Annotated in this window: 15 protein-coding genes and 1 pseudogene; 2 read left to right on the top strand and 14 right to left on the bottom strand. The window is 32.3% G+C overall.

Annotated elements, in window-relative coordinates:
* Nucleotides 1-34 precede the first annotated feature (34 nt).
* The 10 genes from RB619_RS20150 to RB619_RS20105 all read right to left on the bottom strand — a co-directional run bounded on the left by RB619_RS20150 (nucleotide 35) and on the right by RB619_RS20105 (nucleotide 10947).
* Nucleotides 35-1657, bottom strand: a complete 1623-nt coding sequence (locus RB619_RS20150) for a hypothetical protein (protein WP_308100897.1) — start codon at nucleotides 1655-1657, stop codon at nucleotides 35-37.
* 203 nt (nucleotides 1658-1860) lie between these two features.
* Complete coding sequence (locus RB619_RS20145) at nucleotides 1861-2370, bottom strand: hypothetical protein (RefSeq protein ID WP_308100896.1); 510 nt, start codon at nucleotides 2368-2370, stop codon at nucleotides 1861-1863.
* Nucleotides 2371-2565: 195 nt separating this feature from the next.
* The gene (locus RB619_RS20140) at nucleotides 2566-4395 is read right to left on the bottom strand and encodes a hypothetical protein (protein WP_308100895.1); all 1830 of its coding nucleotides are present in this window, start codon (nucleotides 4393-4395) and stop codon (nucleotides 2566-2568) included.
* Between the two features lie 65 nt (nucleotides 4396-4460).
* The gene (locus tag RB619_RS20135; RefSeq protein ID WP_308100894.1) at nucleotides 4461-5561 is read right to left on the bottom strand and encodes an AI-2E family transporter; all 1101 of its coding nucleotides are present in this window, start codon (nucleotides 5559-5561) and stop codon (nucleotides 4461-4463) included.
* A gap of 110 nt (nucleotides 5562-5671) precedes the next feature.
* Nucleotides 5672-6202 (bottom strand): mechanosensitive ion channel family protein, encoded by a 531-nt coding sequence (locus tag RB619_RS20130; RefSeq protein WP_308100893.1) that lies wholly within the window; start codon nucleotides 6200-6202, stop codon nucleotides 5672-5674.
* 11 nt (nucleotides 6203-6213) lie between these two features.
* Nucleotides 6214-6798: a Maf-like protein gene (locus tag RB619_RS20125; RefSeq protein WP_308100892.1), complete on the bottom strand. Its 585-nt coding sequence runs from the start codon at nucleotides 6796-6798 to the stop codon at nucleotides 6214-6216.
* Complete coding sequence (locus RB619_RS20120) at nucleotides 6791-7717, bottom strand: geranylgeranylglycerol-phosphate geranylgeranyltransferase (protein ID WP_308100891.1); 927 nt, start codon at nucleotides 7715-7717, stop codon at nucleotides 6791-6793. The genes RB619_RS20125 and RB619_RS20120 overlap by 8 nt, the downstream gene beginning before the upstream one ends.
* 94 nt (nucleotides 7718-7811) lie before the next feature.
* Entirely contained in the window at nucleotides 7812-8339 is a 528-nt protein-coding gene (locus RB619_RS20115) for an HAD-IIIA family hydrolase (protein WP_308100890.1), read from the bottom strand.
* Nucleotides 8323-9084: a DUF2520 domain-containing protein gene (locus RB619_RS20110; RefSeq protein WP_308100889.1), complete on the bottom strand. Its 762-nt coding sequence runs from the start codon at nucleotides 9082-9084 to the stop codon at nucleotides 8323-8325. Before RB619_RS20110 ends, RB619_RS20115 begins: the two co-directional genes overlap by 17 nt.
* Before the next feature lie 177 nt (nucleotides 9085-9261).
* On the bottom strand, nucleotides 9262-10947 hold the full coding sequence (locus RB619_RS20105) for a glycoside hydrolase family 28 protein (RefSeq protein ID WP_308100888.1): 1686 nt from the start codon (nucleotides 10945-10947) through the stop codon (nucleotides 9262-9264).
* A 313-nt stretch (nucleotides 10948-11260) separates the two neighbouring features.
* On the opposite strand from RB619_RS20105, the gene ccsA reads away from it, so the two are divergent.
* Nucleotides 11261-14479, top strand: a complete 3219-nt coding sequence (gene ccsA, locus RB619_RS20100; protein WP_308100887.1) for a cytochrome c biogenesis protein CcsA — start codon at nucleotides 11261-11263, stop codon at nucleotides 14477-14479.
* 388 nt (nucleotides 14480-14867) lie between these two features.
* Nucleotides 14868-15224, top strand: a pseudogene (locus RB619_RS20095) (cytochrome c biogenesis protein); the annotation flags it as partial.
* 85 nt (nucleotides 15225-15309) lie between these two features.
* On the opposite strand, the gene RB619_RS20090 reads toward RB619_RS20095, so the two are convergent.
* The 4 genes from RB619_RS20090 to RB619_RS20075 all read right to left on the bottom strand — a co-directional run bounded on the left by RB619_RS20090 (nucleotide 15310) and on the right by RB619_RS20075 (nucleotide 17844).
* Nucleotides 15310-16038, bottom strand: a complete 729-nt coding sequence (locus RB619_RS20090) for a DUF3667 domain-containing protein (RefSeq protein WP_308100886.1) — start codon at nucleotides 16036-16038, stop codon at nucleotides 15310-15312.
* 9 nt (nucleotides 16039-16047) lie between these two features.
* Nucleotides 16048-16434 carry a DoxX family protein gene (locus tag RB619_RS20085; protein ID WP_308100885.1) on the bottom strand — a complete coding sequence of 129 codons (387 nt, stop codon included), beginning with the start codon at nucleotides 16432-16434 and terminating at the stop codon, nucleotides 16048-16050.
* A 91-nt stretch (nucleotides 16435-16525) separates the two neighbouring features.
* Nucleotides 16526-17314: an anti-sigma factor gene (locus tag RB619_RS20080; RefSeq protein WP_308100884.1), complete on the bottom strand. Its 789-nt coding sequence runs from the start codon at nucleotides 17312-17314 to the stop codon at nucleotides 16526-16528.
* Nucleotides 17314-17844, bottom strand: a complete 531-nt coding sequence (locus RB619_RS20075) for an RNA polymerase sigma factor (RefSeq protein ID WP_133523859.1) — start codon at nucleotides 17842-17844, stop codon at nucleotides 17314-17316. The genes RB619_RS20080 and RB619_RS20075 overlap by 1 nt, the downstream gene beginning before the upstream one ends.
* Nucleotides 17845-18106 lie beyond the last annotated feature (262 nt).

Raw genomic sequence — 18106 nt, 5'->3', positions numbered from 1 at the left:
AAATCAGGTGGTATTTCTTAGGATTACAGAAAAATTATTTCAATTTGTTTTCTGTGTCATTATACGTTCCTGTAATGGTAACGCCACTATTTTTAGTCACTTTTCCGTAAATGGTAATTGACGAATTGTTTCCAATAAAATTAATTTTTGCACCGCTGTTCAATCTTAGGTCACCCCAGATTACTACAGAACCTTCCACTTGTAATAAAGCATTACTGTTGATAATAAGCTCTGTTGGGTTTGACTGTTGGTATTTACCTTGAGCCAAAGTTCCAGTCATATTGAAAGTTCCGCCACTGTTTAAAATCAACGTATTTTGAACAGATATTGATCCACAGTGCGTTAAAACACCTCCAGAATTAACAATGATCGAATTAATTGCTGTAGAACCATTATATGATTTTACTTCATTAGAATTCAAAATCAAATCTTTTCCTTGATTGTAAGTTCCGTATGATGAGCAGTTAGCGAAAGTTGTATTTGGTTTTTCCATCTTGATGATTTTCAAACCGCCTTTTCCGCTTGCAACATAAATATAATTTCCGCTAGCTTTTACGTAGTTTGATGAACCTGTAATTCCAACAGTTCCAACTAAACTAAAAGTAGTTCCAGATTTATACACATTTAATCCAGCAGCACCGTTTGCAACAAAAGCATAACCATCGTTTACTGAAACTGCGTTTGTTACATTATCTCCGCCAGCAGCAGCTAATCCAATTGTCTGTAATTTAGAACCGCTGTTGATATCGTAAACTCCTAAACCATTATATCCTTCAGATACTAATAATTTTGTACCGTCAAAATCTACAGTTCTTTTTGCAGCGCTTACATCATTGCTTGTTGCAAATGATTTTTGAAGCGTAAGAGATGATTCATTATAAATGTTTACACCTTTTGTTCCGCTTAAAGTAACAATTTTGTCACCGCTTATTGCAACTGTACGCAAATCTTGAACAGCAACTTTTGAAGTTACTTCTTTAGAAGAATTACTGATTTTGAATAAACTTCCAGTATCTCCAGTTACAGCAAAATATGATGATGAGTTTGCAGCAACATCAGTAGTTACTTTACTTTCAAGTTTAGTTACCGTGTATTTATCTGTAAGCATTCCAGAGCTTAACTGCATATTGATTACAACTGCAGGATTTGTTAAAGTTGCATCTTTATCGATATCTTTTGCTCCGGCAATAATTAAATTACCGTTAGAGTAGGTAAGCGACGTAATATCTGTATTAGCAATTAATGCAGATGTAAGTAATTTTGGCTTGTAAGGATCTGTAACATCAATAACGTCAATGGCACCAGAGTAAGCATCACCCATCATAGTGTATGCAACGTAAGCATAGTTTCCGTTTACAGCAACATGATTTGCTTGTAAAGTTCTTCCATTACTGTCTGTTGGCGGATTTACTTCGGCAATTTGAACCAAAGGCAAATCAGTAGTAGCTTGAGTTGCTAATCCTTTTGCAGTTGAAGTGTTAGTGATTGATAAAACTCCAGAGTTAGTGTAATCAAGCCTTTTGCTTAAAGAAGTAGCATCACTATTAATTGTAATACCATTTTCTGTCGCTTGATTTCCAGAATTGTCATCATTGTTGTCACATGAAATAAAAAGTGACGTGGTTAATAAGGCGAATAGATAGAATTTATTTTTCATAATCAACTGTGATTTAAAATATTGTGCAAATATAAGATGCATTTATATTAAAATAAGGCATTTGTTATAAATATAATCGATTTGGAGATAATTTTTAAATATTATGCAAGAAATTAACAAAAACTAATATTAGTATGCGTGCATAAAAAAAGAGTATCAATATTATTGATACTCTTTTGTATTGATTGCTAGTTATTTAGCAATTATCTTCTTCCGTGCCCGCGGTGATCATCATGGTGATCATCGTGATCGTGTCTGTCATGTTTATCATGATGTTTATCATAATGTTTGTAATCTCTGTGGTCATGACGATCATTATATCCGTAAACCGGTCTTGGTTTATATGGTCTTTGAGGCGCTCCGTGATATCCTTTGTAATATTTTACTCTATGACGGTCAAAATAAGTATAAGGTGTTCTTCCGTGATAATCTGTTAAGACTACTTTATAACCTCCGTATAAATCATAGTTTCTGTACTGTCTTGGCAAATAAGTTGTTCGAACCCATCTTCCGCCTCCAAAATAAATAAACTGTGAAGCTCGAACATCATAATAGGCCTCAATATCTGGCAAATAATAATATTCCATTTCTGCGTACCCTGCAGGTCCCCAAGCTGGTGGTGTTCCAATATTAACATTAATTGATACTTGAGCTTGTGTGGCATTTGCAACCAAAAGAAATAATCCGGCGATTGCTATTTTTAGTGTTTTCATTTTTTCTAAAGTTTTAATGTTACTCTTGTTTGGTAATATTCATATACTGTGCCAAAAATAAAAACAGAATGTATTTCGTCGGATAAAATAAACAGTTTAACGAGTGAGAAGGTGCTAAAATATTGGTAATTGTTTGATAATGAAAATGTTTTAAAAACTTTAAAAAATGATAAAAAAAATAAAAATATTTTATATTTACTTATAATCCACAATTCTTGGTTTTGCCAGTTCAAAATTCATTAATCCGAAGTCTGTAGTTTCAAAAGTATTAGTTTTGAAAACGTTATCTCCTTCAAAAGGAATACTTGGATAGTATGACAGCGACAATTGAAAAGAACTGAATACTAAATAGTCATTACTAACAATTACACCAAGCGTAAATTTAGAATACGCTTTATTGTGAGACATTGCGTTATTTGGACTTCCTAAAACGGCAACCGAGTAATTAAAAAATGGATTTAGACGAAAACCTAAAAGCGAATTTGGAGAATAGGTCTGCGTCTGCAAGGACAAAACCATTTTATTGGTTCCATAAATAGCACTGTTGAAGCCAGCAAGTCCATTTTCTTCATTTATATTTAATTGATCACCTATAATATCTTCGCGATTGACGCCAATAACTATTTTCGGATTTATAAACTGTCTTAATTTCCAAGTTCCAATGCTGTAGAGTTTCGTAAAATAATTGGTTTCTATTGAAAATGCAGTTTCATAGGTTTTTGAATCATGAAAAAAAGTTCCTGCTTCAAAATTCGCACTAAGAAATCCGAGTCGGTAATAATTTCCAAAAGAAAACTGACCACCAAGATACGGCCTCCACATTTGATTTTTATATTGAGAACCTAAAGTAACGCCATAAATTCGCCCAATAGGAACGTCTTCTGTTTGACCGTTTCTAAAAATATAATTGTCTTTAATAAATTTACGGGTATTGATTCCAATTCCTGATAAAATGAGTTTTTCATCTGAATAAAAATGGGTTGGGTCGTAGAGTTCGGTTGGCGTTTCGCTGTAATTTACATTCAGAAAACGAGCAGACACGATTAAATTGGTAATTCCTTTATCATCATCTTCAAAAACTTTAGAAGCTTTTCCCGCCCAAAAATCTTGAAAATTATATTTAAAAGGCTGATAAGCATATGACATATCAGGAGCCTGCAAAGTATCTTTTCTAAAATTCTGTCCAACATAAACACCGCCAGCCCATTTGGTTAAAGGCGAATAGAACAAACGCTCAATATTAATACTTTTGGTATAATTATTATCGAGATCCATTTTGTAATTCAGCGTTGTTCCAATGTAGGTATTTTTGATATTTGGAATTGTATACGTAACATCATTTCCGTTTGCACCATCATCAAATCGATTCGTAAAACGATATTCTAATTGCTGGCCACTTCCAAAAAAATCTTTCTCTTTGAATCCAACAGAAACCTGATTACTCGAAATCGAAAATCGAGGAATGGTACTCCAGGAATCTAAAACCCTGATGGTAACATCGACAGAATCTGAAGCCACTCCAGCTAATTGATGGGTTATCCGAACTGCAGTAACATATTTTTGGGCACGTATCAAACGTTCAGTCTCCTGAACTTTATAACTATCGTAAACGCTATTTCTTTTAAACAAAAGCAAATTGTAAATGGCAATTTTTTTTGTTTTTAAATGAAGTCGGTTTCCTGTTCGTTCACCCCAATTTTTGGGCACTTGCGTTGTATCTGCAACAGAATGCCCAAAAGGATCAAGTGTAACAATATTTATTTTTCTAATGATTTTGCCATTATAATTTGCAGTGTCGCTTGGTACAAGAAGTTCTTCTTTCTTTTTAGGTTTATTCGTCCTAAAAAGGAGTTTGTGCATTACTTTAGTAAAGTTGTTTTTTTTAGAATAATTCCGAATTCTGTTGTAAACGTCTGTACTGTCTTTTTTTGGAGTGTTGTTTTTTGTTTTATCAGATTGTCCGTAAGTGCTTTGCAGACAAAAGCAAAGTAAAATAAAAACGATTATTTTTTTGTTCACAGACATTATTATATTTTATTTAGCGGTGTTTATTTTATGGATTGAATGATGCAATTATTGAATATTATATTTTAATCAGCAATTTTAGATCTTCTGATTCTCCACGTAAATTTCCTAGGCACATGATTTCCCATAACATAACCCCAGGCTTCCAAAGATTCAATTCGGTCAAAAATAATTTTTAGAATTGCTAAAAGCGGAATTGCTAAAAACATTCCTGAAATTCCGGCCGCCGCACCGCCCACAATAATGCCAATGATCGAAACAAAGGCATTGATTTCAACTTTTGAATTAATAATTAAAGGAACAAGTAAATTATTGTCGATAAGCTGTACAATAATATTTACAATCAAAATTCCGAGAATAATGGATGTTTCGCCAGATCCGGTCAAAGAAGCTAAAACAGTAATTATTCCAGCAATTAATATTCCAATATACGGAATAAGATTTAATAGTCCCGTAATCAATCCCAATAAAATGAAATATTTGACGCCAATAATCCAAAGTCCTAAACTTGTTAATACAGACACGACTATCATTTCTAGAATCAAACTCACAATATAATTATTGATTGAAACTTTTATTTGTGATAAGATGTTTTTAAGTACAATATGGTTTTCCTTACTGATTAATTTGGCTAAAAAGAGTATAAAATGATCTTTGTAAATTAGAAACAGAAAAGTATAAATTGGGATTATAGTACAATCCAGCAGAAGATCAGTTATAGAAAGGATTGCAGAGCCAATTGTTGCATTTCCATTTTTTACAGAATCTTTGGTTACGGTATCCAAGTATTTTTTTTGTTCACCGATGCTGACATGAAATCTCTCTTTGACAAATCTGTGAATATCAGATAAAAAGGTATTTGCATTTTTCTTGATGGTATCAAAGTCATTTGCCATATCTGTGACTTCATAGGAAATAAAAACCAGAATCCCGACAATAAATGCAGCAAAAGTCAGAACACAAATTATTGCCGCCAGATGTCTTGGAAACTTTAATCTGGAGTTAAAAAAGGTAAAAATAGGCAACAGTAAAACGGCAAACAGAAAAGCCATCAGAACTGGCGTAATTACATCTTTTGCAATACAAAATATATAGGCAAACGAAATAAGAGTTATTAATATGCAAGCAAGCTTTGCATAAAAAGGCAATTTTATTGGCTGAGTCATTTTTTATGGAGTATTATATAAACTAAAAATTGTATAACAAATATTACATTTAATAATCGTAATTGTGTTTTACCTTTTTGTCTTTAGTTTATAAAATTTCCATTCAAAAGTTAATCAAAAAACTCTTTGTCTTCGTACTGAACCGGCATAATAGAGATGCCTTTTTGTAATAAAAGGTTGTTGGGAAAAATGATTCTTTCACCTTCTTTAGTTCTTAAATTTACATGAAAAGCACTGATGTCTTCAATTTCTGCTTCAATAGGGAAGTCCTTGTCGTGAATTTTTATAGTGTCTCCAATCTTGAATGGGAATGAAAAAAATAAAATCATTCCCGAAGTAATATTACTCAAAATTGACCATTGCGCAAACATAGCCACACCAATTACAGTAGCAATTGACGATACCGTGAAAAAGATATCTTTGGTTTCAACCCCCCAAATTACAATCAAACTTATAGTAACCAAAATATTCATTAATAAATGAATGTATTTGATAACTAAATTTGTTCTGTGCTCTAATAACTGACTGCTGCTGGCATATCGCCTAATTAATTTTGCAACAATAACACGCAGTGCAATTAGAGTGAGAAGTAAAACTATAGTTGTGATTATTTCTTGGCTATATTCTTTAAAAGAAAACATAAAAGTAATTTTTATACTAATGTACTCAAATATTCGTAAACTTTAGCGGTTGGAAGCCCCATCACATTGGTATAAGAGCCTTCAACTTTTGCTACGGCCATAAAACCAAACCATTCCTGAATGCCATAAGCACCGGCTTTATCATAAGGTTTGTAATTTTCTATATAATACAAAATTGCTTCATCTGATAGATCATTGAAAGTAACTTTTGTTACATCATTTATTACGGTCGAAGTATTTTCTGTTCTAAAACAAACCGATGTAAATACTTCGTGTGTTGTATTTGACATTGATTTGATCATTTCAAAAGCTTCTTCGGCATTTTTAGGTTTTCCTAAAGCTTTATTCTGATGCCAAACAATAGTATCGCTTGTCACTAAAATTTCATTTTCTTTAAGTTCACCATCAAAAGCGCTGGCTTTTAATGCTGCCAAATAATCTGTTATTTCAGCGGCTTCTAATTCTGGTGGATAAACTTCTTCAATTTCCTTTAAACGAATTTCGAAATCAAGATCTAAATCTTTAAAAAATTGCTGTCTTCTTGGAGATCCCGATGCCAGAATCAAAGTGTATTTTTTTAGTTTTTCTTTAAGCATTGTACTTAATATTTAGCGTAATTACGAGGATGGACAAAACTCCGAAAAGCAAAATCAGTTTTAAAACCGTACTTAAATGATGAAATTCCTTTTGAGATTTTGCACTGAATATTTTGACAATAAAATACAACAAAGGCGCAAGAACAAAAGCAAAACCATATAAAGTGGCTATATAAAGCTTATTGTCCATGAAATAAGTATTGATATAAAGCAACGATAATATAAACGGAATAATTGCAAATCCTAAAGCGATTTTCGCTGCTCTGCTAATTCCAATCGCAATTGGCAACGTGTTCATTCCTTGATTGTAATCGCCATTTACATCTTCAATATCTTTAACTATTTCTCTGATAAAGTTGATCATAAAAGCAAATAAGGCGTAATCAATTAAAATAGAAAAAAGACTTGCCATTTGGGCTTTATTTTCAGCATCAATTGCAGGAAATAAATCAAAAACACCAATGATAATAACACTCAACGCTAATAAAAGTGCAACAATGAAATTGCCTAAAATCATGATTTGCTTTAAGCTTGTAGAATAAAAATAAAGCAATGAAGCAATCAAAATAAAAATGGTTGCAAAACTAGGTCTCATAATAACATTTGACAAATAAAACCCAATTGCAACGCCAGTAATATTCAATCCAATATAAATATTATAAGCTTGAGCTTCAGAAATTCTTTTGCCAATAATAACATTATTTGGTTTATTGATCGAATCGGTTGCGACATCAAAAATATCATTGACTACATATCCGGCAGCCGCTAATAAAACGGTACTTAATACCAATAATGCATATTGCCAATCTGCCAATGCAAGTGGAATATTTTGCTGTTTTAAAAAGGCATAACGAAATAAAACCTGCATAAAAGCAAGCATAAGTAAGTTTTGGTACCGAACAAGTTTTAAGTATTTCATCTTTTAGGTTCTAAGTTGCTATCCCGATAACTATCGGGACTAAGGGGCTAAGTCTTTGTAATTAACAATTTATAATTAACAATTTACAATTGTTTTAATCGTGTTTTCCGTTAAAGTATTCCATCCATTTTCCTTGCACTTTCATTACTTGTTCAATTACATCACGTGCAGCGCCACGTCCGCCTTTTACGTGCGAAATATAGCGACAGATATTTTTAATTTCAGGACTAGCATCTTGCGGGCAAGTTGGCAGTCCAACTAATTTCATAACATGAAAATCAGGAATATCATCACCCATATACAATACTTGTTCTGGGTTTATATTGTTACTATTTGTATAGTCTTTAAAAGTTTGCACTTTATCAGGAGTTCCTAAGTGAACATCTTTAATTCCTAAATTATTCAGACGAATACGAACGCCTTCATTGCTTCCGCCAGAAATAATGCAAACATTGTAACCGCTTTCAATTGCTGCTTTCATTGCGTAACCATCGCGAATATTCATTGTGCGAAGCATTTCTCCTTCATTGGTTACAAAAACAGAACTGTCAGTAAGTACGCCGTCAACATCAAAAACAAATGTTGTGATGTCATTCATTATTTCTTTATAACTTTTTGCCATTATTTTGTATAGATTGTGTTAGAATTTTATAAATATTTTTTTGATTTTCATTTGTCAAATAATCCAAATGTGCTTGAATTGTGGTCGAATCATTTCTTTTTGCCGGACCTGTTTGCGCATCAACAGGGTTCAAAGTGTTGATTTTCTCCGCAGTTTCTCTAATCAATGGTTTTAAAACTTCAAAGGGAACATTATGTTCATTGCAAATTTCTTGTCCAATTTGATATAAATGATTCGTAAAATTATTTGCAAAAACAGCCGCAACATGAAGTGCTTTTCGTTGCTCTGAATTAATTGCAAAAACAGTATTTGAAATGCTTTTTGCTGCGGTTTCTAAAATTCTAAAATCAAACGTATTTTCGGCTTCTAGACACATTGGAATAATTGAAAAGTCAACATCTTTGTTTTTTGAGAATGTTTGAAGCGGATAAAAAACACCTTTTCTGTTTTTGGCATCTAGTACATCAAGCGAAGCTGCGCCAGAAGTATGAACTACAATTTTATTTTGAAAAGGTAATCTTTGTGATACATCTAAAATAGCATTATCAGAAACAGCGATGATGTATAAATCGGCTTCAATTAAGTTCTCGAATTCATTTACAATTTTATCGTATTCGATTAAAGAAGCCAAAGTTTCTTTTTTTCTCGAAAATACCTGCACAATTTCTACAGCTTCACTTTTCGCGAAAGCTTTGATTAAATGCTGTGCCACATTTCCGGAACCAATTATCGATAGTTGAATCATAGCACAAAATTAACATTATTTTTTTTAAATGCCGTTTGGATTTAATTCGTTTGTTATTCAATTAAACTCAATTTTGGTATGAAAAAGTATTTGAATGAAAATGAAAATTAAAACCCACTTTTCATAATTAATTTTATAACTATAAAAAGCGGGTTTAGGATATTGGTTATTATGTATTTAGAATTTTACTGCTCCTTTCGGAACAGTTTCTCCAACGGAAATCTTTTTAGATAAATCAAAATTTGGGTTTGGAACAAATTCTATATTCTGGCTTACTTCACCATTAATTGAAATGGCCTTATCTGATTTGGAGTTAAATTCAACATTCTTGAAAGACATGTTTTTTCCGTTATAAATCTCAAAAACGGCTGGTTTTTCAATATCTAATTTGACATTGCTTATTTTAATTCCGTTTGCGTCAATTATAGAAAAGCCATTTTCAGCTTTTGCTGTTAAGTTTGAAATTTCAATATTTTCAAGATTCATCTCTGGCAATCCTTGCAAAAATACCGCTTGATAAGCACCAGCAATCGTAATATTTTTTATCGAAATGTTTTTGAATTGTGGCGTTTCTACATTCACAGGCATCATTTTGTTGGCTACTTTAGTTCCACCTTCGGCCAAAGTTTCAGCAATTGATTTTCCTCCATAATATAAATCGAAAGAAATTGCTTGCGACGGAATATCTGTCATATAAATGTTAGAAATAAAGATATTTTCAACCACTCCGCCACGTCCGCGAGTGCTTTTAAAACGAAGACCAACATCAGTTCCCATAAAAGTACAATTTGAAACGTGAAGGTTTTTTACACCGCCGGACATTTCGCTTCCTACAGTTACGCCACCGTGACCATGATAAACAATATTATTTTTCACAATGATGTTTTCGCACGGAATGCCACGATCACGTCCGTCTTTGTCTTTTCCTGATTTTATGCAGATAGCGTCATCACCAACATCAAAACTCGAATTTTCAATCAAAACATTTTTACAAGATTCAACATCAAGTCCGTCGCCGTTTTGAGAATACCAAGGATTTCGTACTGTCACATTTCTCAGAATTAAATCTTCAACCATTAAAGGATGAATGTTCCAAGCTGGTGAATTTTGAAAAACCGGACCGTCAAAAAGAACTCTTTTACTGTTTTGAATACTTACCATTACAGGACGAAGAAAATCATGAATTTCTTCGAATTGTTCCTTTGTCTTTAAGTCAAGACGCACATTTTGATCAGCGCCTACTGAAGCTTTCATGAAAGTTTCAGATGGATACCAACTATCTTTTTTCTCATTTAAAACACCACCCGAAGCCACAAATTTTTTCCATTGACTGTCGGTTAATTTACTTTTTTTCACTTGTCTCCAAACTTCTCCAGAACCATCCCAAACGCCGTTTCCTGTAAAGGCAATATTTTCAAGGTTTTTGCCGTAAATAGGAGAGATGCATCGCCACGTGTTTAAACCTTCAAAACTAGTTTCTATAATTGGATACAAACTTTTATCTGTCGAAAATTTAATCAAAGCACCAGTTTCAGCATGAAGTTCGATGTTGCTTTTTAAAATAATTGGTCCTGTCAGCCAAATCCCTGGAGGAATAATCACTTTTCCTCCGCCTTTTTTTGAAACGGCTTCAATAGCATCGGCGAAAGCCTTTGTATTTAAAACATAGCCACCGCTTACTGCACCAAAATCTTTTAAATTGACTGTGTTTTTCGGAATTACAGGCTCTTTAACTTTTTGCATTTTAAACTCAATATCGCTATAAAAAGCATTTGATTTTGAATTTTGAGCAATAGTTTTGAACGGCAATCCACACACGAGAAGCGCAAGAGAAAATACGATGCTAATGGTTTTGGTTTTCATTTTTAATTATTTTATAAAGAGATAGTTAATAGTCGAATATTTATTTGAAAGATCTTTTTTTACGAAAAACTAAAATAAGTTTTCCATAAATAGACTGACTCTAAATGTAATCGATTACACAAAACTATAAAAAAATATCAATAATCAAAGAAATTATTAAGTATAAGGAGTTTGTAGTAATTAACTTATTTCAAATTTACAATTCATTATATAAAGGCCTCTTTTTTTAGTTTTTATTAACAAATCTCAAATATTGGAACTCAACATTTTTAAGTACTTTTGTGGCACTTTTATACAATGTAATTCCTCAAAAATGGATAAAAAAATATTCTCTTTTTTGTTTTCTACACGCTTAATGGCCGTTCTTTTTTTAACATTCGCAATTGCAATGGGTGTTGGAACTTTTATCGAAAGTAAATACAATACTGATACAGCCAGAATTTTAATCTACAATACTTGGTGGTTTGAAGCTATAATGGCAGTTTTCATGCTTAATTTCTTTGGAAACATCAAACGTTACCAATTACTTAAAAAAGAAAAATGGGCTACTTTTTTACTTCACATTGCCTTTGTTTTTATCATTTTAGGAGCTTTTATTACACGTTATATCAGTTATGAAGGAATGATGCCAATTCGCGAAGGAGCGGCAGAAAATCAAATTTATTCGGATAAAACATTCATCACAGTTTTTGCTGACGGAGAATATAAAGGTCAGCCGAGAAGAAGAGTTTTTGATAAAAGCCTTCTGCTTTCACCAGTTACAAATAATGATTTTACACTTTCAGGAAAATTTGACGAAACTCCTTTTGAGGTTAGTTATGTCAACTACATTATGGGAGCAAAAGAAATTATAAAACCAGACCCAAAAGGAACTCTTTATTTAAAATTAGTTGAAGCAGGAGCAGGCGGACGTGAAGAACATTACTTGAAAGAAGGTGAAGTTCAAAACATTCATAACGTTTTATTTGCTTTAAATAAACAGACTGACGGCGCCATCAATATTAATACAACTGGAGAAAAATATACGATTCAGACTCCATTTGAAGGAGAATTCATGAGAATGGCCGACAAATTAAAAGGAACTGTAACTAAAGATAACGTACAGCCTTTAATGATGCGTTCTTTGTACAGCATTGGTGATATTCGTATCGTTTTCCCTGATCCAGCTGTAAAAGGAGTTATTGATTATGAGTCAAATAAAGATTTTAAAGCCAAATCACACACTGATGCTTTAGTAGTAAAAATTAAAGCTGACGGTCAAGAAAAAGAAGTTCGCTTAATGGGTTCGAAAGGAAGTGTTGGGGAACCTCAGACGGTAAAAATAGGAAAGATCGAATACAGTTTATTCTTTGGAAGCAAGGCTTATGTATTGCCTTTTAAAGTAAGATTAAATGATTTCATTGCTGACAAATACCCTGGAACAGAGAAAAGTTATTCTGCTTTTAAAAGTAAAGTTACTGTTCAGGATTCTACAGAAACTTTTGATGCAGACATATATATGAATCACGTTTTAGATCATAAAGGATTTCGTTTTTTCCAGTCTTCATTTGATCCAGATGAAAAAGGAACTGTATTATCTGTAAATCACGATTTCTGGGGAACTAACATTACTTATTTTGGATATTTTCTGTTATACATTGGTTTAATGGCAATTATGTTTACAAAGCATTCTCGTTTTGGAGATTTGAAACGTAAACTTGAAAGCGTTAAAAAGAAGAAAGAAAAACTAATAACGATTTTAGTGTTAATGTTGAGTTTAAGCGGTTTTGCACAACAAAATCCTCATGTACACTCGCATGAACACGATCATAATCATACTGCAGATCCAAATGACCACGCCAATCACGTTGTAGCGCCGCCGAGCAAAAAACAATTGGATTCGTTATTGACAATCTATAAAGCTCCAGAAGCACATGCAGCTAAATTTGGCCGTTTGATTATTCAAGACGCGGGAGGAAGAATGAAACCGATTAATACTTTTTCATCTGAATTACTTCGAAAAGTAAGCCAAAGTGATACATATAATGGAATGAATTCTGATCAGGTATTTTTGTCAATGACACAATACGCTCAGGTTTGGATACAAGTTCCTATCATTTATCTTAATACAAAAGATGATAGTATTCGTAAAATCATTGGTATTGAAAAGGGGATGAAATTGGCACCTTTTGTAAAGTTCTTTGATGAAAATGGAAATTATAAACTTTCTCCTTACTTAGATGCCGCTTATAAAGCAGGAAACCCAAATCAATTTGAGAAAGATTTTATAGAAGCTGATAAAAAAGTAAACTTGTTAGAATCGGCTTTAAGCGGAAGTATTTTGAGAATATTCCCAATCCCGAATGATCCAAATAATAAATGGATCTCATATCTGGAATTAGATCATGCCGGTTTAAAAGGCATGGATTCTACCTATGTTAAGCAAATTTTGCCTTTATATTTTAGCGCCTTGAATAATGGCTCGATTTCTAAAAAGTGGGATACGGCAGATCAATTACTAGAAAGTATCAACGGTTTTCAGAAAAAATTTGGAAGCAAAGTACGCCCAAGTGAACAAAAAATTGATCTAGAGGTTGCTTATAATACCTATAATATTTTACCAAAAATGTTTTATTGGTATTCTCTTTCAGGGATCTTTATGTTGATTTTTACCCTTTTCAGTATATTTTTCGATAAAAAATGGTTACGAATTACTGTAAATGGTTTCCATATATTGATAGGTTTAATATTTGTACTTCATACAATAACATTAATTGCACGTTGGTACATTTCAGGCCATGCACCTTGGAGTAATGCTTATGAAGCAATTGTTTATGTTGCTTGGTCAACAATGTTCTTCGGATTGGCATTTGATAGAAAATCAAAATTAACGGTAGCTTCGGCAGCATTTGTGACAGCGATGATTTTTATGGCAGCTAACGCCAATTGGATTGATCCAGAAATTGCAAATTTACAGCCCGTTCTTAATTCATATTGGTTAATGATTCACGTTGCGGTTATTGTAGCAAGTTATGGTCCAACTGCATTAGGAATGATTTTAGGTTTTGTTGCATTAGTATTAATTTTCTTTACAACAGAGAAAAACAAAGCTAAAATGGAACTTAATATTAAAGAGATTACTTATATCAACGAAATGTCTATAACTATCGGTTTGATCATGCTGACTATTGGAAACTTCTTAGGAGGACAATGGGCAAATGAAAGCTGGGGGCGTTACTGGGGATGGGATCCAAAAGAAACTTGGGCTTTAATCTCGATTATGGTTTACGCGTTTGTTATTCACGCTCGTTTTGTACCAGCCTTACGCGGAAAATGGTTCTTCAATTTAATGACGATGTTCGCTTTTATTTCGATTTTGTTTACCTACTACGGAGTAAATTTCCATTTGGTTGGTCTGCATTCATATGCAAGCGGTGAGGCGCATTCTCTAAATTGGATTTACTATTCATTAGGAACAATTACTTTAATTGGAGCTGTAACATATCCGAAATATCGTAAATACTATAAAACTAAAAAAGTAAAGAAAAAATAATATATCTCGGTAATTATTAATTCACATAAAAAAGGTTCAGTGTTTACTGAACCTTTTTTTTATTGACATTAAGTCTGGGCTATATATCAAATAAAAAGCCACTATAAAAGTGGCTTTAATTTTTAATTCTGCTTGCTTTGGATTAAATTCCAGCTAATGCAGCAAATAATTCAGCGAACCAATTCATATAAATACCTCCTTTCTCTTCGAGTCTTATACTCTTCTAAATTCATAATTTTTTAATTAATTTGAACAAAATGCTTTCTGCAGAAACTTTCTAGGTACAAATGTAAGAAATATATTATTAATTTTAAATTAAAAAAACGTTAAATTATACGATAAATCTGTGTTATTTTTTATAAAATCAGAATTTTTAAAAATATTATGCTTCTTAGAGATACAATGGGCAAATGAAAGCTGGGGGCGTTACTGGGGATGGGATCCAAAAGAAACTTGGGCTTTAATCTCGATTATGATTTATGCGTTTGTGATTCACGCTCGTTTTGTTCCAGCTTTACGCGGAAAATGGTTCTTTAATTTAATGACGATGTTTGCTTTTATTTCGATTTTGTTTACTTATTATGGAGTAAATTTCCACTTAGTTGGTCTGCATTCCTACGCAAGTGGAGAGGCGCATTCTCTAAATTGGATTTACTATTCAATGGCAACAATTGCAGTAATTGGTGCTGTAACGTATCCGAAGTATCGTAAATACTATAAAACTAAAAAAGTAAAGAAAAAATAATATATCTCGGTAATTATTAATTCACATAAAAAAGGTTCAGTAAACACTGAACCTTTTTTTTTTATTATAAACTTAATATTTAGGTTTACAGTTTTCCTAAAATAAGCATCACAATGGCAGTGATTATTAAAAAGCAAATTAGAAATATGATGTGACTTAATATGCTTAAAAAGAATGCTTTTGTTTTTGACATCTTATTAAAAAATTGAATATTCGTCCAGAATATTAATACAAGTCCGATAAAATAAGTTACCGATGAAAATTTTTGAATATTCGGTGTGCCATTTAAATAAAGCAATATTGGAAACGTCAGGATTTGTACAAAGAGTCTTTGAGATGCTTTAAATGTATTTAAAACGAAAAACTCAACATAATTATACCCCTGTTTTCTAAAAACAATATAAGTTCCAATGGTATAAATAGGAATTGTAGCAATCGTTACCCAAGAAAAATGAGTTGCCATCCACTCATTGATTTCATGATAATCTAGCGTTTTTTCCGATGAATCTGGAAACGTATTAATATCAAAATAATGATATAGCACTCCGTAAAGCGTTGCCAAAACTACAACCAATGAAAGTGGTTTAAAATGCCTGACACGTTTTCCTTCAATAAATTCGCGTACAGAATTACCCGGCCTTGTAAAAAGCTGTTTTAAAGAATAGGTAATTCCTTTATCAAAATGCAATAAGCCATGCTGAATATCGTGCCATAAAAAATGAAGGTTTATTTTATGAGTTGCGGCAGGTTGTCCGCAGTTGCTGCAATAATGGCCAGTAAAGATATGATGACAATTTTTACAAAGAATTTCCATAATGATATTTTAATTTGATTGTACTTTCTTAAAACCATTCGGGAACATAATTGCTAGTAAAACTACAATCAACAAAAAGTTATATTCAACGCCGTTTCTTCCTCCGCCAACAACAAACCAGCCTTCTTGAAAATGAACGAGAATAATACCCATTATTAAAACAAAAATGGTTACAAAACCTGCTAGTTTAACATATTTATTTAGCAAAAGAAGTACAGCTGCAATAACGTGAGATAATTTAATGCTCCAAGCCAAGAAAACACCAAAAGGCGCAAAACCAATTTGGTTTAAATACAAATTCCCGAAATCGTTAATGCCGTTATTGAACATTCCGAAAACAGAATGCGTGAGAAGAATAATCGAAACTGCAATTCGTAAGAGTAAATTTCCGTTCATGATGTGGTATTTGGTTATAAATCAATTAAAAATAATAAAAAAGCGCATATTATTTCAATATGCGCTTTTTGTTTTTATGCAACGTTTAGTTTTAAACTTTTCCTAAAGTATATAATTGTGTCATTGTTGGAGTTAAACTTCCACCGGCAGGCTCAAGCGTAATCCCAAAAGCTTCTGCTTCGTTTGTACGATCAACTGCAAATATTTTTTGAGAATTTCCTTCAAAATCGCTCAATAAACCAATGCTTGTTGGAGTCAATACTGGACTTAATTTTAACGCCCAAACTTGATAAACCATTCCTTTTGGAGGTTTTGGCAAACCAGCTGCATCAATATAAGTTGTCTTAGTGTCTTTATTCCAATACACTTTTGCAAAAGATGTTGGAGAAACCGCCTGACCACCAAGCGTTACACCAGTGTTTTTGATATCTCTTACAATAGTCAAACTTTTTTCAGTTTCTTTATTTTGTTGGTTTAAAAAAGCATATTCTCTTTCAATTTTGCTTTTTTCAGTTCCAACAGTAGAAATTGCTTCTTTTGTTTTTGTTAATTCCAAAGTTTGATATCCTAAGCCCAACAATAAAAGTACTGCAGCAGCCCAGCCAACATATTGTGACCAGTTTGATGCAGGTTTCATGTCGACTACTTTACCATGTTTCAGTTCTAATCTTGCTTTGATTTTTTCAAAATTAGCTACCGAATGAAAAGGAGAGAAGCTTGACGATAAAGCTACAATGGCTTTTTCTATAGAAATAATTTCTTGTTCCATTTCTGGACTTTTCTTCGCTGCTTCGGCAATTTCCAAATTTTCAGTTTCGGTTAATAAACCGTAAACATATAGTTCTAAAATCCCTGATTCAATATATTCTTGTGCTTCCATTATATTTTTAGATAATTTCTTAAATCGTTAATACAGTTTCTATTTTGTGTCTTGATAGTTCCCAGTGGCATTGCCAATTCTTCTGAAGCTTCTTGTTGGGTATATCCTTTAAAAAATAGCAGATCAAGAATCTCAATACATTTTGGTTTCAGTTTTTTTACGAACTCTTGAATACCAATTGTATCAATTTTATTGACAAGCTTATTACTGTCATCTAACAGATTTACGAAATTATCGGAGGAAAGGTTTTTTTGACTGTTATTAAAATTTTTAGATCTTAAAGTATCAATAGAAGTATTCCTAGCAATATTAAGGATCCAGGTGTAAAATCGGCCTTTGCTTTCGTTGTACGAATCGATGTTTTTCCAGATTTTTACAAAAACTTCTTGCAAAACATCTTCGGCTTCTTCACGGTTTTTGATTAGTACATTAATGACCGAAAAGAGACTTTTCGAGTACATATCGTACAGATGGGTAAAAGCTCTTTCGTCTTTTTTGTAAATTAAAACTAATAATTCTTCTTGACTCATAGATTTGGATTTTAAAGCTTAAACAAATAATTAATTTGATATTATTTTATTACCTGAGATAAAGATAATTTATTTTTTTGTGAAAATTGTATTTTTTTTAACAGGCAAAAACCTAAGAAACATAAGGGTTTGAAAAAAATATCAACTTTTTTTTACTTTTTTTTCGATTTTTTAAAACCAAACACAATCCATTTACGTAAATGCTATTATAAAAGAAAATCTGAAGGCAGAATAATAGCAAAAACCTTTATTTAATAAGGGT

Source organism: Flavobacterium sp. LHD-80 (assembly GCF_030929605.1).
Classification (GTDB): domain Bacteria; phylum Bacteroidota; class Bacteroidia; order Flavobacteriales; family Flavobacteriaceae; genus Flavobacterium.
This window is presented reverse-complemented; position numbering and strand designations above follow the sequence as displayed.